This window comes from Pseudonocardia ammonioxydans (assembly GCF_900115005.1).
Taxonomy (GTDB): domain Bacteria; phylum Actinomycetota; class Actinomycetes; order Mycobacteriales; family Pseudonocardiaceae; genus Pseudonocardia; species Pseudonocardia ammonioxydans.
In genome coordinates this window covers 138,734-157,650 of sequence record NZ_FOUY01000004.1, presented here as the reverse complement: position 1 = coordinate 157,650, position 18,917 = coordinate 138,734, and the positions used below count along the sequence as shown (strand labels likewise).

The 18,917-nt window shown below is 75.0% G+C and carries 19 protein-coding genes; 11 read left to right on the top strand and 8 right to left on the bottom strand.

Annotated elements, in window-relative coordinates:
* The first annotated feature begins 88 nt into the window (after positions 1-88).
* From BM093_RS06175 to BM093_RS06150, 6 genes are all read left to right on the top strand, one after another.
* Positions 89-880, top strand: a complete 792-nt coding sequence (locus BM093_RS06175) for a 2-keto-4-pentenoate hydratase (RefSeq protein ID WP_093338501.1) — start codon at positions 89-91, stop codon at positions 878-880.
* Positions 877-1,635: a 2-keto-4-pentenoate hydratase gene (locus BM093_RS06170; protein ID WP_093338498.1), complete on the top strand. Its 759-nt coding sequence runs from the start codon at positions 877-879 to the stop codon at positions 1,633-1,635. The genes BM093_RS06175 and BM093_RS06170 overlap by 4 nt, the downstream gene beginning before the upstream one ends.
* Before the next feature lie 25 nt (positions 1,636-1,660).
* Positions 1,661-1,864 carry a 2-hydroxymuconate tautomerase gene (locus BM093_RS06165; protein ID WP_093338495.1) on the top strand — a complete coding sequence of 68 codons (204 nt, stop codon included), beginning with the start codon at positions 1,661-1,663 and terminating at the stop codon, positions 1,862-1,864.
* A 123-nt stretch (positions 1,865-1,987) separates the two neighbouring features.
* Complete coding sequence (locus BM093_RS06160) at positions 1,988-2,797, top strand: SGNH/GDSL hydrolase family protein (protein ID WP_177238295.1); 810 nt, start codon at positions 1,988-1,990, stop codon at positions 2,795-2,797.
* A gap of 131 nt (positions 2,798-2,928) precedes the next feature.
* A complete protein-coding gene (locus tag BM093_RS06155; RefSeq protein WP_093338716.1) occupies positions 2,929-3,765 on the top strand; it encodes a glycerophosphodiester phosphodiesterase in 837 nt (278 codons plus the stop codon).
* Between the two features lie 176 nt (positions 3,766-3,941).
* Positions 3,942-4,583 (top strand): hypothetical protein, encoded by a 642-nt coding sequence (locus BM093_RS06150; RefSeq protein ID WP_093338490.1) that lies wholly within the window; start codon positions 3,942-3,944, stop codon positions 4,581-4,583.
* Between the two features lie 13 nt (positions 4,584-4,596).
* Here the strand turns inward: BM093_RS06150 and BM093_RS06145 are convergent, their stop codons facing one another.
* The 3 genes from BM093_RS06145 to BM093_RS06135 form a co-directional block, all read right to left on the bottom strand.
* Positions 4,597-5,802 carry an RtcB family protein gene (locus tag BM093_RS06145; protein ID WP_093338488.1) on the bottom strand — a complete coding sequence of 402 codons (1,206 nt, stop codon included), beginning with the start codon at positions 5,800-5,802 and terminating at the stop codon, positions 4,597-4,599.
* Positions 5,803-5,876: 74 nt separating this feature from the next.
* Entirely contained in the window at positions 5,877-6,632 is a 756-nt protein-coding gene (locus BM093_RS06140; protein ID WP_093338485.1) for an SDR family NAD(P)-dependent oxidoreductase, read from the bottom strand.
* A gap of 97 nt (positions 6,633-6,729) precedes the next feature.
* Positions 6,730-9,429, bottom strand: a complete 2,700-nt coding sequence (locus BM093_RS06135; protein ID WP_093338483.1) for an ATP-binding protein — start codon at positions 9,427-9,429, stop codon at positions 6,730-6,732.
* Positions 9,430-9,588: 159 nt separating this feature from the next.
* Between BM093_RS06135 and BM093_RS06130 the strand changes: the two genes are divergently transcribed.
* A complete protein-coding gene (locus BM093_RS06130; RefSeq protein WP_093338480.1) occupies positions 9,589-10,053 on the top strand; it encodes a hypothetical protein in 465 nt (154 codons plus the stop codon).
* Here BM093_RS06130 and BM093_RS06125 read toward each other — a convergent pair.
* From BM093_RS06125 to BM093_RS06115, 3 genes are all read right to left on the bottom strand, one after another.
* Entirely contained in the window at positions 10,019-10,444 is a 426-nt protein-coding gene (locus BM093_RS06125) for a YkvA family protein (RefSeq protein WP_093338477.1), read from the bottom strand. The genes BM093_RS06130 and BM093_RS06125 overlap by 35 nt on opposite strands.
* A 98-nt stretch (positions 10,445-10,542) precedes the next feature.
* Positions 10,543-10,986, bottom strand: coding sequence for a CBS domain-containing protein (locus tag BM093_RS06120; RefSeq protein ID WP_093338474.1), 444 nt, complete (start codon positions 10,984-10,986; stop codon positions 10,543-10,545).
* A 155-nt stretch (positions 10,987-11,141) separates the two neighbouring features.
* Positions 11,142-11,600 (bottom strand): hypothetical protein, encoded by a 459-nt coding sequence (locus BM093_RS06115; protein WP_093338472.1) that lies wholly within the window; start codon positions 11,598-11,600, stop codon positions 11,142-11,144.
* Positions 11,601-11,820: 220 nt separating this feature from the next.
* On the opposite strand from BM093_RS06115, the gene BM093_RS06110 reads away from it, so the two are divergent.
* Complete coding sequence (locus tag BM093_RS06110) at positions 11,821-12,633, top strand: PadR family transcriptional regulator (protein WP_093338470.1); 813 nt, start codon at positions 11,821-11,823, stop codon at positions 12,631-12,633.
* A 114-nt stretch (positions 12,634-12,747) separates the two neighbouring features.
* On the opposite strand, the gene BM093_RS06105 is transcribed toward BM093_RS06110, so the two are convergent.
* Positions 12,748-14,049 (bottom strand): MFS transporter, encoded by a 1,302-nt coding sequence (locus BM093_RS06105; RefSeq protein WP_093338467.1) that lies wholly within the window; start codon positions 14,047-14,049, stop codon positions 12,748-12,750.
* Between the two features lie 134 nt (positions 14,050-14,183).
* Between BM093_RS06105 and BM093_RS06100 the strand changes: the two genes are divergently transcribed.
* Together BM093_RS06100 and BM093_RS06095 are read left to right on the top strand one after the other, a co-directional pair.
* On the top strand, positions 14,184-15,146 hold the full coding sequence (locus tag BM093_RS06100) for a proteasome assembly chaperone family protein (RefSeq protein ID WP_093338465.1): 963 nt from the start codon (positions 14,184-14,186) through the stop codon (positions 15,144-15,146).
* Between the two features lie 102 nt (positions 15,147-15,248).
* On the top strand, positions 15,249-15,725 hold the full coding sequence (locus BM093_RS06095; RefSeq protein WP_093338462.1) for a hypothetical protein: 477 nt from the start codon (positions 15,249-15,251) through the stop codon (positions 15,723-15,725).
* 46 nt (positions 15,726-15,771) lie between these two features.
* Here the strand turns inward: BM093_RS06095 and BM093_RS06090 are convergent, their stop codons facing one another.
* Positions 15,772-18,138 carry a transketolase-like TK C-terminal-containing protein gene (locus BM093_RS06090; protein ID WP_093338460.1) on the bottom strand — a complete coding sequence of 789 codons (2,367 nt, stop codon included), beginning with the start codon at positions 18,136-18,138 and terminating at the stop codon, positions 15,772-15,774.
* Positions 18,139-18,345: 207 nt separating this feature from the next.
* Between BM093_RS06090 and BM093_RS06085 the strand changes: the two genes are divergently transcribed.
* Positions 18,346-18,906: an Lrp/AsnC family transcriptional regulator gene (locus tag BM093_RS06085; protein WP_425439105.1), complete on the top strand. Its 561-nt coding sequence runs from the start codon at positions 18,346-18,348 to the stop codon at positions 18,904-18,906.
* Positions 18,907-18,917 lie beyond the last annotated feature (11 nt).

The following is an 18,917-nucleotide window of genomic DNA, read 5'->3' as shown; positions in this document are numbered from 1 at the left end:
CGAGAGTGGTGGCGGCCGCGGCCGGCAGCGCCGTTCACCCGGTGCGGGACACTGACCCGGCACGATCCGCGGACCGCGAAGGAGCCCGATGCCCGTCACCGACGCCCCGGGGAAGGCCCGGGCGCTCTACGAGGCCCGCCGCACCCGGGTGCCGATCCCACCGCTGACCGACGCCGACCCGTCGCTCGGCATGGCCGACGGCTACGCCGTCCAGCAGGAGCTGGTGTCGCTGCTGCTGGCCGACGGCGACACCGTCGTCGGGCACAAGGTGGGGGCGACGTCGAAGGCCATGCAGCGACTCATCGGCATCGACTCCCCCGACCACGGCCCCGTGCTCGCCTCCACGGTCTACCGCGACGGCGACACGATCCCGCTGGACCGGTTCATCCAGCCCAAGGTCGAGGCCGAGATCGTCTTCGTGCTCGGCGAGCGGCTCGCGGGCCCGGGTGTGACCGTGCCAGCGGCGCGGCGGGCGATCGCCGGCGCGGTGGCCGGGATGGAGATCGTCGACTCCCGGATCGAGGACTGGCGGATCGCGCTCGCCGACACGGTCGCCGACCTGGCCTCGAACGGCGCGATGGCGACGTCCTCGCAGGTCGTCCCGCTCGAGGGCTGGGACCCCCGGCTGACCGGGATGACACTGACCCGCAACGGCGAGCTGGTCGACTCCGGCGCCGGGGCGGCCGCGCTGGGCGACCCGGTCGCGGTCGTCGCCTGGCTGGCGAACACCCTCGGCGAGGCCGGCGTCGTGCTCGAACCCGGCCATCTGATCATGACGGGCGCGTTGCACGCGGCCGTCCCCCTGACGGCCGGGGACGTGTTCCGGGCCGAGTTCGACCGGCTGGGGCCGGTCACGATCCGCGTGGGAGGTACGGCGTGAACGTCTCCGAGCTGGCGGACCGGCTGTCGCGGGCCGTGGCCGACCGGACGGCCGTCGACCGGCTGTCCGACGAGTTCACCGAGCTGGACCTGCCCACCGCGTACCGGGTGCAGCGCGTGCTGCGCGACGCGGCCGGACCGCTGGCCGGCTGGAAGCTCGGCGTCACCTCCCGGGCCAAGCAGGCCCAGGTCGGCGTGTCCGACCCGATCTTCGGGTTCCTGCCGGCCGGCGGCGCACTGGACATCGGCGAGCCGCTGGAGGTCGCCCGCCAGATCCAGCCGCGGTGCGAACCGGAGATCGTGTTCGTGCTCGGCCGCGACCTGGCGGGCGAGCACTGCACCGCCACCGACGTGCTCGCCGCCACCGCCGGTGTCGCCGTCGGGATCGAGGTGCTCGACTCCCGCTACCGCGACTACCGGTTCACGATGGCCGACGTCGTCGCCGACAACACCTCGGCGTCGCGGTACGTGGTGGGGACGCCGGTGCCGGTGTCCGGCATCGACCTGCGGCTGGTCGGGGTGGTGCTCGAGCACAACGGCGAGGTCGCCGCGACGGCGTCCGGGGCGGCGTCGCTCGGGCACCCGGCGGCCGCGGTGGCCTGGCTGGTCCGGGCGCTGGCCGCCGAGGGCGGCGGGCTGCGCGCCGGGGAGATCGTGCTCTCCGGTGGGCTGACGGCGGCCGTACCGGTCGGCCCCGGGGACGTCGTCGTCGCGTCGATCGATCGGCTCGGGACGCTCGAGCTGGCATGCAGGTGAGGAGGACGCAGGTGAGGAGAACACCGTGCCGGTGATCCAGGTGACGCTGACCCGCGGGCGCACGCCCGAGCAGCTCCGCGCGCTCGGTGAGGCACTCACCGCCGCCGCCGCCGACACCCTCGGCGCGAAGCCGGAGACGGTGCGGGTGGTGCTGAACGAGTGCGAGGCCGAGCACTTCTTCGTCGGCGGGGAGTCGCTGGCGGAGCTGCGGGCGTCCGGGCGGCGGTAGCCCGCCGCAGCGTGCTGCACCCGTTCGGCCCACACGGCGGTCACGCGGCGGACGACCGGGCGGGTGGCGCTCACCCGGAACCGTGATTGCCCGGACCCGCGACACCCGGGTTGGGTGGGGTCCGTGCGCCGACTCCTCGTCCCGCTGCTGGCCTGTGCCCTCGTCGTACTCCTGGCCCCCGCGGCGGGCGCGGCCCCCGCGCTCGACCTCTCGGCCACCCGCTACGTCGCGCTCGGGGACTCCTACGCCGCCGGCGTCGGTGCCACCCCGGATCCGGCGTCCGGGGAGTGCCGGCGCAGCGACCGTTCCTACCCGGCGCTGTGGGCCGCGCAGAACGACCCGGCGTCGTTCGTCTCGGTCGCCTGCAGCGGGGCGAACAGCGCCGAGGTCGTGGCGAAGCAGGTGAGCGCGGTCGGCCGGGACACCACGCTCGTCACGATCACCGCGGGCGGCAACGACACCGGGTTCGCCCCGGTGCTGGCCACCTGCAGCACCGCGCCGGACGACGAGTCCTGCTTCCGCGCGATCCGCGGCGGCGAGCACGCCGCCCGGTTCGTCGCGCCCGGCGGCCTGATCTCGACGATCGTCGGCGTGCGGCTGCAGGCGCCCGACGCGAAGATCGTCGTCCTGGGCTACCCACGGCTGTTCGAACCCGGCGCCTGCGACGTGCCGGGCGTGCCGAACGAGACCCGCCGCGAGGCGCTCAACCGGGCCGCCGACACGCTCAACGCGTCGCTGGCCGACGCCGCGCACCGCTTCCGCGGCCAGTTCGTCGACGTGCGCGACGCCTTCGCCGGGCACGGGATCTGCGGCTCCGACCCGTGGATCAACCCGCCGGCGCAGCCGACGACCCCGGCCGTCTATCACCCGAACGCCCTCGGCTATGCCGAGGGCTACCTGCCCGCGCTCACCGCCGCGGCCGCACGGCCGTGACGGCGGACCGGGCCGGCGCCGCGCGGCGTTGCGGCTCCCGCCGCCGCCCGGTCACCGGCCCGCCACCCGCCGGACGCTCCGGACCCCGAGGGTCGGGGCCGACCGTGTTCACCCGTCCGGAGGTCCCACCCGTGCGCCTGCGCCGCCTGCTCGGCTCGCTGCTCCCCCTCGCTCTCGCCCCGGTCGCCCTGACGGCCCTCGGCCCGGCCGCACTCGCCGGCGAACCGGCCGGCACCGAGGTCGTCGCGCATCGCGGGGCGTCCGGCGACGCCCCGGAGAACACCCTCGCCGCGGTCGACGAGGCCGTCGCGCAGCGGGCCGACTCGATCGAGATCGACGTCCAGCGCAGCGCCGACGGCCATCTCGTCGTGCTGCACGACACCACCCTCACCCGGACCACCGACGTCGAGCGGGTCTTCCCCGGCCGGGCCCTGGACCCGGTCGGCAGCTTCACCCTCGCCGAGCTGAGGCGGCTCGACGCCGGTTCCTGGTTCGGGCCCGGGTTCGCCGGGCAGCGCATCCCGACCCTCGACGAGGTCGTCGAGCACATCGGTGAGCGGGCCGGGCTGCTGATCGAGCTGAAGGAACCCGCGGCGTACCCCGGCATCGAGGCGGAGGTCGCCGCCGAGCTCGGCGAGCAACCGGCCGGGATCGTGGTGCAGTCGTTCGACCACGACGCGATGCGCCGCTTCGCCGAGGTGGCCCCAGCCGTGCCCGCCGGGTGGCTGTTCGAGGCCCGCCCGAGCACCGCCGAGCTCGACGACGCGGCCGCGACCGGTGTCGAACAGATCAACCCGAGCTTCCGGGGCACCGACGCCGGCCTGGTCGAGGCCATCCGGTCCCGCGGGATGCAGACCGGGGTCTACACCGTCGACGACGAGGCGGACATGCGCCGGATGCTCGACGCGGGCGTCGACCGGATCATCACCGACCATCCGGGAGTGCTGCGGGACGTGCTCGACGGCTGATGCCCGGCCGGTGACCGGCCCGGTGCGCCGGGGGCAGCAGCCAGGGCGGCAGAGCAGCAGGATCAGCGCGAGCTCGACCGGTGCGCCGCCGGGTACAGCAGCCGGCACGGCGGGGCCGCACCACCCACCTCCGGTGCCCGAGCCGCTACCGTCCGGTGCGGGACGGAGGCCGCGTTATGACGACGTCGGGGACCGGCTGGGCGAACGTGCTCGGTGTGGTGCTGGTGCTCGGCGCGGTCGTCGCCGTGGCGGCCGGCCCCGGCGGCCGGTTCCGCCCGACACTCGCGGGCGCGGGGCTGTGGTTGCTGGTCGCGGTCCCGTCGCTGGCCCAGCTCGCGGTCCCGGGACTGCTCGACGCCCTGGCGCGGGTCCCCGAGCTGATCCGCGCCGGCCAGGTGTGGCGGCTGGCCACCTCGGTCGTCGTGCAGGACGGCGGGGCCGCCGGGACGGCGTCCAACCTGGTCCTGCTCGCGGTCGTGGTGTGTGCGGCGGTGCCCGCCTCGGGTCCCGCGCGGTCCTGGGCGCTCTTCCTCGGTGGCGCGGTCGCCTTCGACCTGGTCACGACGTTCGCGTTCCCCTCCACCGGGGCGGGGAACTCGGCGGCGACCTACGTCCTCGGCTGTGCCCTGCTCGGCCTGCGGCTCGTACGGGGACGGACCTCCCGGTCGGTGACCGCCGCGGTCGTCGCCGGTGCCACCGGGGTGGCGCTGCTGGTGGTGCGGGACGCGCACGGGTTCGCCGTGCTCGGCGGGCTGGCGGCGGGGACGGTCCTGGCGTGGTCCGCCCCGCCGCCGGCACCTGACCCCCTGACCTGCTGACCCGCGGGGTCGGTCAGCCCTTCACACAGAGGATCGTCCGGAGCCGGTGCTCGACCCGGACGAGGTCGGTCTGGGCGGCCATCACGGTGTCGAGGTCCTTGTAGGCACCGGGGATCTCGTCGAGCACGCCGGCGTCCTTGCGGCACTCGACACCCTCGGTCTGTGCCTGCAGGTCGGCCACCGAGAACTGCCGGCGGGCCGCCGCCCGCGACATCCGCCGGCCCGCACCGTGCGAGGCCGAGCGGTACGACTGCGGGTTCCCCAGCCCGGACACGATGAACGACCCGGTGCCCATCGAGCCGGGGATGATCCCCTTCCGGCCGCCCTCGGTGGAGATCGCGCCCTTGCGGGTCACGATCAGCTCGACGCCGTCGTAGGTCTCCTCCGAGACGTAGTTGTGGTGGCAGGAGACCTCGGGCTCGAAGGCGACGGTGCGGCCCAGGCCGCGGCCCAGCGCGGCCTTGAACAGCTCCATCATCACCCGGCGGTTGAGCCGCGCGTACTCCTGCGCCCAGTACAGGTCGGCCCGGTAGGCGTCCATCGCCGGTGTCCCGGACAGGAACACGGCCAGGTCGCGGTCGGGCAGGGCCTGGTTGTGCGGCAGCTGCTTGGCCCGTTCGATGTGCAGGTTCGCGAGGATGTTGCCGATCCCCCGCGACCCGGAGTGCAGCATCAGCCAGACCCGGTCGTCGCCGTCGAGGCACAGCTCGAGGAAGTGGTTGCCGGACCCGAGCGACCCCAGCTGCCGGTGCGCCTTCGCCCGCAACGCGTCGGCATCGGTCCAGGACGCCTCGTCCAGGTGGTGCAGCCGCTCGAAGCCGGACCAGAAGCCGGTCCAGTCGTAGCCGCGCTCGATGCCCAGCCGCGCCAGGTCGGGACCCTCGCGGTGCCCGGCCCGCCCGACCGGAACCGCCCGCTCGACCTGCGCGCGAACCCGGCCCAGCGAGTCGGGCAGGTCGCCCGCGGTCAGGTCGGTGCGGACCGCGGACATGCCGCACCCGATGTCGACGCCGACGGCGCCGGGCGACACGGCGTCGCGCATCGCGACCACCGACCCCACCGTCGCGCCGTAGCCCTGGTGCACGTCCGGCATCACGGCGACCCCGTGGGTCCACGGCAGGTTCGCGCAGTTGCGCAGCTGGGTCAGCGCGCCGGGTTCGACCGACTCCGGGTCGGTCCACAGACGGACCGGCGCCGCGGTGCCGGTGAGCGTGTGCATGGCTCCCCCTTCCGATCATGGAGATTCCCAGGATCGCCGATCGGAGGGCGGCGGGCATCCGGATTGCCGCGGGGTCAGCCTGCCAGCCCGCCGTCGACGGCCAGCGTGGTGCGGGTGACGAAGGCGCTCTCGTCCGAGGCCAGGTAGACGACGGCGTCGGCGATCTCCTCCGGCCGCGCGTGCCGCCGCAGCGGCAGCAGCTCGTCGAACGCCGCGGCGGCCGCCTCCCGGGACAGCCCGGTCGCCGCCATCTCGATCTCGTCCTGGAACGCCGTCGACGTCGGGCCGGGGTGCAGCGTGTTGACCCGGATCCGGCGCGGGGCGACCTCGGTCGCGATCGCCCGCATGAGCCCGACCTGGGCGTGCTTGGCCGCGATGTACCCGCAGAGCCCACCGAAGCCGATGAGTCCGACGACACTGGAGGTGATCACGATGCTGCCGCCGTCGTGCATCCGGGGCAGCCCGTGTTTGAGGACGTGGAACGCGCCGGTCACGTGCACGGCGAGCGTGCGGCCGAACGTCTCCGACGGGTAGTCCTCGATCCCGGCCACCGCTCCGGAGATACCGGCGTTGGAGAACACCACGTCGAGCGGGCCGAACGCGGCCACCGCGGCGTCGACGGCGGCGAGCACCGCGTCCTCGTCGGTGACGTCGGCGACCGCGTACCCGGCGACGGCACCGAGCTCGGTGACCGCATCGCCGAGCCGGCCCTCGTCCAGGCCGACCAGGAAGACCCGGGCCCCCTCCGCCACGAACCGGCGGGCGGTGGCGAGGCCGATCCCGCTCTCCCCACCGGTGATCAGCGTCGTCTTGTCCCGCAGTCGTCCCATGACCGGCCTCCCGCCGTACGGCCGTACCCTCCGGACGGCCGTGCACCCGTCAGCGTCGTCCGGGCGTGGGCCCGGGGGTATCCCGGAAACCGTGTAGTCAGCGACCGCGCAGGACCTGTGCGGTCGCTTCGGCCCGGTTGCGGGCGCCGAGCTTCGCGTAGCCGTTGACGAGGTGCCGTTCGACGGTGTGCACGCTGATCCCGAGCAGGCGCGCGATCTGCTTGTTCGGGGAGCCGGTCGTGACCAGGTCGAGGACCTGCCGCTCCCGGCGGGTGAGGGTGACGGCGCGGGCGGCCGGCGCCCGGCGGACGGGCAGCGCCGACGCCGACCACTCCCGATGGGTCCGGGCACCCGCGGCGAGCAGCGCACCGGCCTCCGCGTCCCGGCCGAGGACGCCGGCCAGCAGCCCGAGATGGTGGTCGACGGCGCCGAGCCAGGCGACCAGGCCCTGCAACACCACCTCGCCGCGGTGCGGCCGCAGCGCCGCGGAGAGCGTCGCCGCCGCCTCCCGGTGCCCCAGCGCGGCCGCGGCCTCGGCCAGCTGCACCATCGACGACAGCCACAGCGCGTCCCGTGGGACGGCGGCACAGTCGTCGTCGGTCAGTGCCTCCAGCGACGCGGTCGCCTCCCGTTCGCGCCCGGTGCCGGCGAGCAGCAGCGTCAGCCCGCAGCGCAGCGTCGCCAGCCGCGGGTAGGCGGTGATCGCCGCACGGAGCGCGGGCTCGGCCTCGGCGACCCGGCCGGTGCCGCGCAGGACGGCGAACCGCTGGACCGTCGCGTACATCCCGGCGGGCCGGGCCCCGATCCGGCGCCCGAACGTCTCGGTCCGGGCGATCGCCTCGAGCGCGTCCCCGGCCGGGTCGCGCAGGCAGGTCAGCGCGGTCCGGAACACCATGGCGTACCAGCGGGCGAGAGGACGGCGGGTCTGCTCGGCCAGCGCCTCGAGAGCGCCGAGCTCGGTCTCCAACGCCTCCGGTGAGTCGGCGAAGGCGTCCGCGACCAGCAGCCGGCGCGCCGACACCTCGGCCGGGACGTCGCCGAGCCCGGCCGCGTGCCGGACCAGCTCGCGGCCGGTACGGACCCGCTCGGCCCGGTCCGCGGGTCCGCGCAGCACGAACTGCTGCGCGGCGAGCGCTCCGGTGAGCGTGCGGGCGTCGCCCAGCCGGCGGGCGGCCGCCACCGCGTCCCGGGCGACGGCGCGGGCCTCCGGCAACCGCGGGCCCCAGTAGATCTCCACGGCGAGCCGGGCCAGCAGCGCCACCCGGGTCGCCCGCTCGGCGGGCGGGAGCAGGTCCAAGGCCCGTTCGAGCATCCGGACCAGGCCGGCGTCGACGATGCCCGCGGAGTCGACGACCTCGCCGAGCCCGAGCGCGACCGCAGCGGGCCGCCGCCCGGGCCGGTCCCCGGCGAGCAGCCACGCCTGGTCGTGCGCGGTCCGCGCGGCGTCCCCGCGCCCGGCCCGCCCGGCCGCCGCGCCGGAGGCCAGGAGCAGCCCGAACCGGTCACCCGGCGCGGTGTGCTCCAGGGCCCGTCCGAGCCAGGTGTGCTCCTCCTCGAACGCGAGCCGTCCGGCGGCCTCGGTGGCTGCCTCCACCGCGAGCCGGGCGGCCCGCTCCCGCTCCGCGGCGGTGCGCTGCACCCGGCCGGCGTGCTCGGCACGCTCGCTCACCGGCAGGTCGGTCATTCCGGCGGCGCCGTGGTGCAACACGGTGCGCCGGTCGGCCGGGCAGGCCGCGTGCAGGACGTCCCGGACCAGGACGTGCGCGAACGCGTGACCGCGGCCGGTCGTGGTGAGCAGCCGGTCGGCGACGGCCGGGGCGAGCGCGCGCTCCACCCCCGCCGCCGACAGCGCTGCGGCTGCCTCCGCGGCAGCAGATCCGGCAACGTCGGAGGCCCGTTCGGCGTGGTCGATCCGCGCGCCGTCGATCTGCGCGTTGTCGATCTGCGCGACGGCGATCCGCGCGACGGCGAGCAGCCCGGCGACGTCGGAGGCGACGAACTCCCGGCCGAGGACCGCGGCGGCCTCGAGCGCGGCGCGGGTCCGCGGCGGCAGCCGGCCCACCCGTGCGGCCAAGGCCGCGGCCACGGTGACCGGGAGGTCACCGTCGGTGGGCCCGCGGAGCAGCTCGCTCATGAAGTACGGGTTGCCGCCGCAGCGGGCACGCAGCGCGTCGGGATCGGCGGTGCCGGCCGCGAGCCGTCCCGCCAGCTCCCGGGCCTCCGGTGCGGACAGCCCGCCCAACCGGAGCACGCCGACCGTGCTGCGCCCGGCGACCGGGTCGAGGCCCGGTGGCCACTCGGTACCACCGTCACGGCAGGTGCCGAGCACGACGACGGGGGCGTCGTCGAGAACGGGCAGGAGGTGGTCGAGCAGGAGCAGGGAGGCCTCGTCGGCCCGGTGCAGGTCCTCGAGCAGCACCAGCAGCGGACGGCCGCGGCGCACGAGCAGCTCGGTGACGGCCTCGAACAGCGCGAACCGGTCCACCGTCGCCGCGCGACCGGCGAGCAGCGGGCCGAGATCGGCGGCCGGAGCACCGCGACCGAGGTACCGGACGATCTCGGTCCACGGCTGGAACGCCGGGGCGCCCGGTGTCTCCCGGCAGCGCCCCCACACCACGTCGGCGCCGGCGTCGCGGGCATCTGCCGCGACCGTCGTCGCGAGCATGCTCTTGCCGATCCCCGGCTCGCCGGTCACGAGCAGCAAAGCGCCGCGGCCGTCGCGGGCGGCCCGCAGCGCGGAACTGATCCGGGCCCGTTCGGAGGTCCGCCCGACCATCGGCGAACCGTCCCCGTCCATCGGCACTCCGTCCGTGCGGCCCGACGGACAGGATGGACCCGACGCGGCCGGTGTGGCACCGCCGTTCGGCAGGGTCCGCCGACACGGACCTCACAGCGCCGGACCTACACTCCGGGCCGGATCGGAAGCAAGGTCCGATCAGCGAGTGGAGGAGCCGGGATGGCGGCTGTACGGCAGCACGTGCTGCTTCTCTCGGCGGTACTGGCACTGGTCGCCGGTTGTGGCGGGTCGCTGGCGACCCAGCCGGGTTCGACCCGCGCGCCGACGACCACGCAGGCCCGGGCGACCACCCCGTTCTGTGAGGCCGTGCAGGCCAGCCGGGACGCGGCACAGCCGGTCAACGGGGTCGGGATCGGCCGCTCGGTCGGTGACGTCGGCGAGGTGGCGGCGAACGTCCGTCAGGCCAACCAGCAGGTGACCGCGCTGGCCCCGCAGGAGATCCGGGCCGACTTCGACCGTGTCAACCAGTTCACCCAGCGTCAGCTGGAGCTGCTGGAGGCCAACGGCGGGGACACCCTGGCGGTCGCCCGCGACCCGGAGATCGCGCAGGCTCGCAGCGACCCCGAGTACCAGGCGGCCTCGCAGCGGATCAACGACTACGTCCGGGCCAATTGCTCGTCCTGACCTGCGGCGTGGGCACCGGGTCGATCGTCACGGGGTGCTGCCGGCGCCAGCCGAGGTAGCGGTCGGCCTCGACGAGCAGTGACCCGCCCAGCCACATGGCGACGACGGCGTCGTCGGTCAGGCCCAGCACGGCCAGGAACATCTCCGGCACGACGTCGACCGGGGAGACCAGGTAGGCTAGGGCGAGCAGGAACGTCGCCATCCGGCCCTTGCCCAGGTGCGGGTAGCTGCCGCGCCAGGCGTCGCGGACCATCGACGGCAGTGCCTTGACCCGCTCGACGGGCCCGGGCTCGCCCGGCCCACCGCGTCGGGTCAGGGCGCGGAAGAGCGTGGCGAAGGCGGCCGTGCGGCCGGCCCGGCGGCCGGCGGACGAAGCGGATGCAGCGCTCATGTCCCGCACAACGCCCACGACCCCGCCGACGTTCCCGATGTGACCCGTCAGTGGCCCCCGAGAGTCGGTAGCCCCCGAGAGTCAGTGGCTCGCGAACATCAGTGGCTCGCGAGGTAGATGTCGCGCAGCACGCCCGCCTCGGTGCTCATCTCGGCCAGCCGCTGCTTGACGACGTCCCCGATGCTGATCATTCCGCAGAGCCGTCCCTCGTCGACGACCGGCAGGTGCCGGTGCCGCCAGCGGTTCATCTTCGCCATGACCTCGGCGATCGACTCGTCCGGGGTGCAGGTGATGACGTGGCGGGTCATGACGTCGGCGACCGTCAGCTTCATCAGGCCCACGCCGTCGGTCGCGAGCCTGCGGACGATGTCGCGCTCGGAGACGATGCCGTCGACGCGCTCGCGGAACCCGTCGTCGGAGACCACCAGTGCACCGATGGGCGGCGGTCCGGCGAGCCGGGTGGCCGCCTCCTCGACCGTGTTCCACGACAGCACGGTGTGCACCGCATCGCCCTTGATCCGCAGGATGTCGGACACCTTCATGGGACACTCCTTCCGGTGGATCCGTACCTCCGAGTGTCCGCCCTCACAACGGCGTCGAGCAAGCGCACCGGCATGACCTGATCGGTTCGGTCGGGCCGGGTGACCAGGACGAATGCGACAGTCGCCGCGTTCGCCGCCGGCCGGGTGCGCACCCCTCAGTGCGCGACTCCTCGGTGCGCGACTCCTCGGTGCGCGACTCCTCGGTGCGCGACTCCTCGGTGCACGGGCCCTCGCGGCCGCCGCACCCGCTTCGCCACCAGTGCCGCGCCGACCCCGGCGGCGAGGGCCCCGCCGGCGAACGGCGCCGCGGCACGCGCGATCTCCCCGGCCCGCCCGACGATCGCCGCCCGGCGCTCCGTGATCGCCGCGGACAGCCGGTCCAGGCTCTCGCGCAGGTCGACCGCCGCACGGACGACCCGGACGTCGCGGCCGTCGGAGAAGGCGGACAGCCGGTCCCGCAGCTCGGCGGCCGAGACGCCGGTCAGGTCGAGCTCCTCCGCCGAGTCCTCACCGGCCGGAACCCCACCGCCGGTCGGGACCCCGCCGCCGTTCGGAACCACACCGCCGTTCGGGACCACGTTCTCGCCGCCCGTCCCGCCACCACGCCGCCGCACGACGCCCTCCCCTCGACCGGTCCGGGAGCTCCCGGACGTGCGCGAACCGTCGTCGTCCAGTCAACGGCATCCGCGGCGCCACAGCCACCTCCGAACGGCCGGGCCGCACTCCCCGAAAATTCGCAGACATATCTCGTTGCAACGACGACCGCTCTCGATATATCGTGATGGCATCCGAGCCGATCGACGAGGAGACTCGACGACGAGAGGACGACACGTCATGACCACGCGAGACATTCCCTGGGGCCCGCCGTTCGCCCGCCGCGGGCGCCGGTCCGGCTTCCGCCACCCCTGGGCCCGCTCCGGACCCGGCATCCCCTTCCCCTGCGGCCCCGAGGAGGCAGCCGTGCACGACCCCGACGACGAGAACGACCAGCACGACAACGACCGGCCCGGCCGGGAGCACGAGCGGCCCGGCCCGCCCGGCCGTGGCCGCCGGCACCACCGCGGCGGCCCGCACCCCCGCGGCCGCGACTTCGGTCCCGGTGGCTTCGGTCCCGGTGGCTTCGGTCCGGGAGGCCCCTTCGGCCCGGGCGGGTTCGGTCCCGGCGGCCCCGGTCGCGGGTTCGGCCGGCGCGGCCGGCGGACCGCACGCGGCGACGTCCGCACGGCGGTGCTCGCCGTCGTCGCCGACGGCCCGCGGCACGGATACGAGATCATCCAGGAGATCACCGCGCGCTCCGGCGGGCAGTGGAAGCCCAGTCCGGGATCGGTGTACCCGATGCTGTCCCAGCTCGAGGACGAGGGCCTGGTCCGCTCCGAGCAGAGCGACGGCCGCCGCGTCGTCCACCTCACCGAGGAGGGCACCCGGCACGTCGAGGAGCACCGCGCCACGCTCGACGCGGTGTGGGCCCCCTTCACCGCCGGGAACGAGGCGTCCGACGAGCCGGGCGACGGTTTCGCCGAGGAGCTGTCGAAGCTGTTCGCGGCCGCCCAGCAGGTCGCCGCGGCCGGTACCCCGGAGCAGATCGCCTCGGCGACCGAGTCGCTGACCGAGGCACGCAAGGCGCTCTACCGCCTGCTCGCCGAGTGAGACACCGGCATCGCCGCCGAGGTGCGGCCCAGCGCGCTCCAGTGACGGACGATCCGCGCTGGGCCGCACCTCGGCAGGCCCCGGGAGCGCGGGAGGGTCCCGCGACCGTGGCGCTCAGGACACGTCGCGCCGCCGGCGCCGGTTGCGCCGCAGCGCCTCGCGCAGCGGCGGCACGACGGTGCCCTCCTCGGCCATCACGCGCCGCGCCTTGCGTCGCGTGGCGAGCACCCCGAGCGTGGTGACCGCCCAGATCGGGAACTGCACCAGCCAGGCGATCCGGAACGCCTCCGGCGTGTAGCCACCCGCGAGGCCCAGCACCGCGCCGACCAGCAGCGTCGTCGTCAGCGAGGCGGTGAACCCGCCGACGTTGACGATCCCGACGGCCGTCCCGCGCCGGTGCTCCGGGTTGAACGTGCGGGCGTAGTCGAACCCGACCGCCGAGCTGGGGCCGTTCGCGGCCAGCACCAGCACGAGCAGCACCAGCAGCCACAGCGGCGCGGGCGGCGGCACGAGCAGCACCACGGCCCACACCAGCGCGGTCGCGCCGATCACCGACAGCACGAGCCAGGACCGGCGCAGCGGGTGCCGCGCGGTGAACTCCCCGAAGACCGGGCCGACGACGGCCCCGGCCAGCACCAGCACCGTCAGCATGACCGAGGCGCCGGTGGTGCTCATGCCCTGCCCGGCGACCAGGTACGGGACGCCCCACAGCAGCGCGAACACGAGCCCGGAGAACTGCGTGCCGGCATGGGTCCACAACCCGAGCCGGGTGCCCGGGTGCCGCCAGGCGTCCTTGAGACCGTCGAGGACCTCGCGCGGGGTCGCCGCCGTCGCCGGCGCCGGACTGCCCGGCGGGCGGTCGCGGAACACGGCGAGCACGGCGATGCCGGCGACCAGGCCCGCCGCCGCGGCGGCGAGGAACGCGGTCGTCCAGCCGTAGCCGTGCAGCAGCGTGGCCAGCGGGATCGCCGACAGCACCTGGCCGAACTGGCCCAGCAGCGCCGTCAGCTGCGTCATCAGCGGCACCCGGCGCGCGGGGAACCACACCGACACCACCGACAGCACGGAGATGAACGTCAGCGCGTCCCCGACCCCGACCAGCACCCGGGCGACGATCGCCAGCGGCAGCGACGTCACCAGCGCGACCATGACCTGCGCGGCCGTCATCGTCACCGCACCGGCGAGCACCATCGCCCGCGCCCCGAACCGGTCGAGCAGCAGCCCGACCGGCACCTGCAGCGCCGCGTACACCAGCAGCTGCAGCACGAGGAACCCGGCGAGCACCGTCGGCGTCGCCTCGAACCGCTCGGCCGCGTCGAGACCGGCGACACCGAACGAGCTGCGTTGCAGCACCGCGACGATGTAGGCGAGGAGACCGGCGGACCAGACCAGATAGGCGCGCTGTGACGATTGCATGGCGTTCCACATCCTCCTCCACCCGCCCGGCGCACGGGCACGGAGGCGGACGGGGTCACACCGGCGTCCGCACCACCGGCCCGCCCCGGCTCCGGATAGGGTCGGCCGCGCACGCCACGACATGGAGGACACCGGTGCTCGATCCCGCACAGCTCTACCAGGTCGACCCGGCCGCTCCGGAGCTCGACGAGCCCGTCCTGATCGTCGTCCTGGACGGGTTCGTGGACGCGGGCAACGCGGGTGCGCTCGCCGTCGGCGCGCTGACCGACGACCGCGAGACCACCCGCGTGGCCGGCTTCGACGTCGACCAGCTCGTCGACTACCGCTCCCGGCGCCCACCGCTGCGGTTCGAGACCGACCGCTGGACCGAGTACCACCCGCCGACGCTCGACGTCGTCGCGCTCTCCGACACCGGTGACACGCAGTACCTGCTGCTGTCCGGGCCGGAGCCGGACACCCAGTGGGAGCGGTTCGTCGCCGCGATGGGCCTGCTCGTCGAGCAGCTCGGCGTCCGCCTGGTGATCACCCTGCAGGGCATCCCGATGGCCGTCCCGCACACCCGCCCGATCGGGGTGACCGCGCACGCGACCCGGTCGGAGCTGGTCGAGGGCCACACCCCGTGGTTCGCCACGGCCGACGTCCCGGGCAGCGCGGCCGCGCTGCTGGAGTACCGCCTCGGCCAGGCCGGGCAGGACGCGATGGGCTTCGCCGTGCACGTGCCGCACTACCTGGCACGGTCGGCCTACCCCCAGGCGGCGCGGGTCCTGCTCGACCACGCCGGGCTCGCCGCCGGGCTGTACCTGCCGACCGAGACGCTGACCCGTGCCGCCGAGCAGGCCGACAGCGAGATCGCCGAGCAGATGGCCGAGTCGGACGAGGTCGTGCAGGTGGTGAAGGCGCTCGAGGAGCAGTACGACCAGGTGGCGGCCGCCCGCGAGTCCGGGGACCTCACCGAGGGTCTCGACGGCGGCGAGCTGCCCAGCGGCGACGAGCTGGCCGCCGAGTTCGAGCGGTTCCTCGCCGCAGGGGGCAAGTCCGACGGCGACAAGTCCGGCGACGACGAACCGCCGCAGGAGCCACCGGCGCCCTCCTCCTGACCGGGGGCACACCGCTGACACCCCGGGCCGCCGCTAACACCCCGGGGCCGGCCACCGACTCCTCCCCCGGTCCCCGCGCCGGGACCGGGGAGGGCGGCCGCCGTGGAGTCCTGGAGTGATTTCGGGGTCGCCGTCACCGGTGCCGGTGCCGCCCTGATCGGCCTGCTGTTCGTGTCGATGTCGATCAATCTGCGACAGATCGTGACGTCGGCGTCGCTGCCGTCGCGCGCGGCGTTCGCGCTGCTCCTGCTGGTGGTCCCGACGCTGTCGGCGATGCTGCTGCTGGTGCCGCAGCACCCGCTCGCCTACGGCGTGGAGCTGCTGGTGCTGAGCGTGGCGCTCGGGCCACCGCTGATCCACCTGAGCCGTCCTGGCCCCCGGCCCGCCGAGCAGCCCCGCGCCACCCGGATCGGCGCCGTCGTGGTCACCGTGCTGACCGTGGGCGGGACGGTCGTGGCCAGGGTGCTGCTCGTGGCCGGCTCGGTGGCCGGCACCCACGGGATCGTGGTCAGCACCGTCGCCGCGTTCGGCGGGGCGCTGACGAACACGTGGGTGCTGCTCGTGGAGATCCTGCGGTAGCTCGCCGCAGTCGAGCGTCACAGCAGGTCGAGCGCCGCAGCGAGCGTCACAGCAGGTCGAACGCCGCCCCCACCACCGCGTCGGCGTCCAGCCCGTGGTGGGCGTAGACGGACCCGAGGTCGCCGGACTGCCCGAACCGCGACACGCCCAGGTGGGTGGCCGGCACCCGGTTGACCCCGGCCAGGAACGCGAGCGTGTGCGGGTGCCCGTCGAGCAGCGTGACCAGGGGCGCGGCCCGGCGGGCCGGGAACGCGGCCTCGAGGATCCACGGCTCGGCCTGCGGCCGGGCCGGGCGGCCGGCGCGCGCCTGCACGGCGTCGAACAGCAGTCCGGCGGCGGTCACACACACGACGTCGACGGCGTAGCCCTGCTCGGTGAGGCGGTCGGCGGCGGTGAGCGCCTCGGTCAGCAGCGGGCCCATCGCCGCGATCGTCAGGTCCGGGCGCTCCCCCGCCGCCCGGCGCAGCGGGTACGCGCCGGCGACGACCTGGCGGCGGCGCCGCTCGCGGGCCGCCGGGTCGGCGGGCACGTCGGCGAGGGCCTGGTCGACCGGCCGGGTGGACAGCCGCAGGTAGGCCGAGGTCCCGTCCGGACGCCCGAGCCGGGCCAGCGAGGCCAGCAGCGTCCACTCGACGTCGATCGCGAACGCCGGCTCGTAGGTCACGCACCCGGGCTGCTCGAGCCCCACCGACGGCGTCGTGACCGACTGGTGGGCCCCGCCCTCGGGGGCCAGCGACACCCCGGACGGCGTCCCGACCAGGATCGACTGCCCGCCGGCGTAGATCCCGAACGACCACGGCTCCAGTGCGCGCTCGACGAACGGGTCGTAGAGCACCCCGATCGGCAGCACCGGCTGACCCCACCGCGACCAGGTGGCGCCCAGCTCGCCGAGCGCGCCGACCAGGTTGCCCTCGGCGATGCCCAGCTCCAGGTGCTGCCCGGTGGGCCGCTCGCGCCAGTGCAGGATCGTCTCGGGGTCGTCGTCGAACCAGTTCTTGCGCTCCGCGGTCGACCACACGCCGACCTTGTTGACCCAGCCGCCGAGGTTCGTCGACGACGACACGTCCGGGCAGAGCGTCACGACCCGGGCGGCCGCGTCCGGGGCCTCCCGGGTGAGGTCGAGCAGGGCACGGCCGAGCGCGGCCTGGGTGGTCGCGCGCCCGGACGGCGTGCGGCCGATGTCGGTGGGGAGCTCCGGCGCCGGCACCGGCACCGTCTCCTCGCGGTGCAGCCGCTCCGCGGTCCGCGCGCAGAGCCGTCCCGCGGCCGAGTCGGCGGGGAAGCGGTGCCACGGGTCGTCGACGTCCGCGCCGACCGCGTCGGCGAGCTCGGCCATCTGCTCGGCGGTGAGGATCGAGCCGTGGTTCTGCGGGTGCCCCGCGGTGGCCAGCCCGTGCCCCTTCACGGTGTAGGCGAGGATCACCGTCGGCCGGGAGTCGTCGATCTCGTCGAACGCCTCGCCGAGCGCGGCGGCGTCGTGGCCGCCGAGGTTGCGGACGGCGGCGAGCAGCGTCGCGTCGTCCAGGGTCGCGACCAGCTCGGCGAGGGCGGGGCCGTCCGGTCCCGAGCCGACGTCCGGCAGCCGGGTGCGGACCTCGTCGGCGTCGCAGCGCAGCAGCCGCTGGTACTCGGGGTTGGGCATGCCGTCGATCCGGGCCCGCAGCGCGTCCCCGCCGGGGCGCGCGAACAGCTCGTGCAGCAGCCGGCCGTACTTGACGGTGAGGACCTGCCACCCGGCGGCGCGGAACATGCCCTCGATCCGCGGGGTGCCGATGTTCGGCACGACCCGGTCCAGCGACTGACGGTTCAGGTCGACGATCCACACGACCTCGCCGAGCTCGCCGACCATCGGGTCGAGGATGGCCTCCCACACCGCGCCCTCGTCGAGCTCGGCGTCGCCGACCAGCGAGTACTGCCTGCCGCGCCGGCCGGCCTCCGCCGGGTCCGCGTCCGCTCCCCCGAACCGGGCGGAGACGTAGCGCCGGGCGAGCGCACCCCAGATCGGGGCGGTCGCACCGATCCCGACCGAGCCCGTGGAGTAGTCGACCGGGTCGGGGTCCTTGGTCCGCGACGGGTAGGACTGCAGCCCGCCGAACGCGCGCAGGGTCGGCAGGTAGGACTCGTCGAGGTCGCCGAGCAGGTAGTTGATCGCGTGCAGCACCGGGGAGGCGTGCGGCTTCACCGAGACCCGGTCGTCGGCCCGCAGGTGCTCGAACCAGAGCGCCGTCATGATCGTCACCATCGACGCCGAGGACGCCTGGTGCCCGCCCACCTTGAGCCCGCTCGGGTCACCTCGCCGGTTGGCCGCATCGATGATCGCGGTGGACAGCCACAGCACCCGCTGCTCGATCTCGGCGAGCGGATCCGCGGCCGGCGCGGCCGTGGCGGACGAGGGGTCGGCGGCGGTGGTCATCGTTCTCTCCAGCTTCGTCGTCCCGAGTCACTGCACCCGGGTCACTGCACCCCGGGCGTCCCCGGGGACGACCGTCCCCAGCGGCAGCGCTACACGCAGGTTGCCCTGACAGCGCACCATCAATCACGATGAGTGCACAACCGGAACCCGCAATTCTGAGCAGACTGCTCGATGCGGGCCCGACCGAGCCGAGCCAGGGCGGGCAGAGTGCACACCGACGACCGCATCCACGCCGGGACCCCCGCCCCGGCCGACGAGCATGCTCCGCCGCCGCACGATGCCGTGCCGCCCGCCCGCACCGACCTCGACGGCCACGACGCGCGGCTGCTGCTCGAGCTGGCCGCGGACCCGCGGGCCACGGTGCTGGCCCTGGCCGAGCGGGTCGGGTTGTCGCGCAACACGGTGCAGGCGCGGCTGGCGAAGCTGGACCGCCTCGGCGCGCTGGACACCTTCGAGCGCCGGGTCGACCCGGCCGCGCTCGGCTACCCGCTGGCCGCCTTCGTCACCGTGCGGGTCGTGCAGCGCGAGCTGGCCGCGGTGGCCGGCGCCCTGGATCGGCTGCCCGAGGTCCTGGAGGTGCACGGGATCTCCGGTGAGGAGGACCTGCTGGTGCACCTGGTGGCCCGGGACGCCGACGACCTCTACCGGATCGCCGGGCACCTGCTCGCGATCGAGGGGGTGGAGCGGACGTCGACCTCGCTGGTCATGCGCTCGCTCGTCGGGTTCCGCACGGCTCCCCTGCTGCACCGTCTCGCGCGCGGGCGCTGACGACACGGCGG

Excerpts from the sequence above, each read along its gene's own strand:
- BM093_RS06175 (WP_093338501.1), top strand. The coding sequence starts at position 89 with ATGCCCGTCACCGACGCCCCGGGGAAGGCCCGGGCGCTCTACGAGGCC.
- BM093_RS06150 (WP_093338490.1), top strand. The coding sequence starts at position 3,942 with ATGACGACGTCGGGGACCGGCTGGGCGAACGTGCTCGGTGTGGTGCTG.
- BM093_RS06145 (WP_093338488.1), bottom strand. The coding sequence starts at position 5,802 with ATGCACACGCTCACCGGCACCGCGGCGCCGGTCCGTCTGTGGACCGAC.
- BM093_RS06140 (WP_093338485.1), bottom strand. The coding sequence starts at position 6,632 with ATGGGACGACTGCGGGACAAGACGACGCTGATCACCGGTGGGGAGAGC.
- BM093_RS06135 (WP_093338483.1), bottom strand. The coding sequence starts at position 9,429 with ATGGACGGGGACGGTTCGCCGATGGTCGGGCGGACCTCCGAACGGGCC.
- BM093_RS06130 (WP_093338480.1), top strand. The coding sequence starts at position 9,589 with ATGGCGGCTGTACGGCAGCACGTGCTGCTTCTCTCGGCGGTACTGGCA.
- BM093_RS06125 (WP_093338477.1), bottom strand. The coding sequence starts at position 10,444 with ATGAGCGCTGCATCCGCTTCGTCCGCCGGCCGCCGGGCCGGCCGCACG.
- BM093_RS06120 (WP_093338474.1), bottom strand. The coding sequence starts at position 10,986 with ATGAAGGTGTCCGACATCCTGCGGATCAAGGGCGATGCGGTGCACACC.
- BM093_RS06110 (WP_093338470.1), top strand. The coding sequence starts at position 11,821 with ATGACCACGCGAGACATTCCCTGGGGCCCGCCGTTCGCCCGCCGCGGG.
- BM093_RS06105 (WP_093338467.1), bottom strand. The coding sequence starts at position 14,049 with ATGCAATCGTCACAGCGCGCCTATCTGGTCTGGTCCGCCGGTCTCCTC.
- BM093_RS06090 (WP_093338460.1), bottom strand. The coding sequence starts at position 18,138 with ATGACCACCGCCGCCGACCCCTCGTCCGCCACGGCCGCGCCGGCCGCG.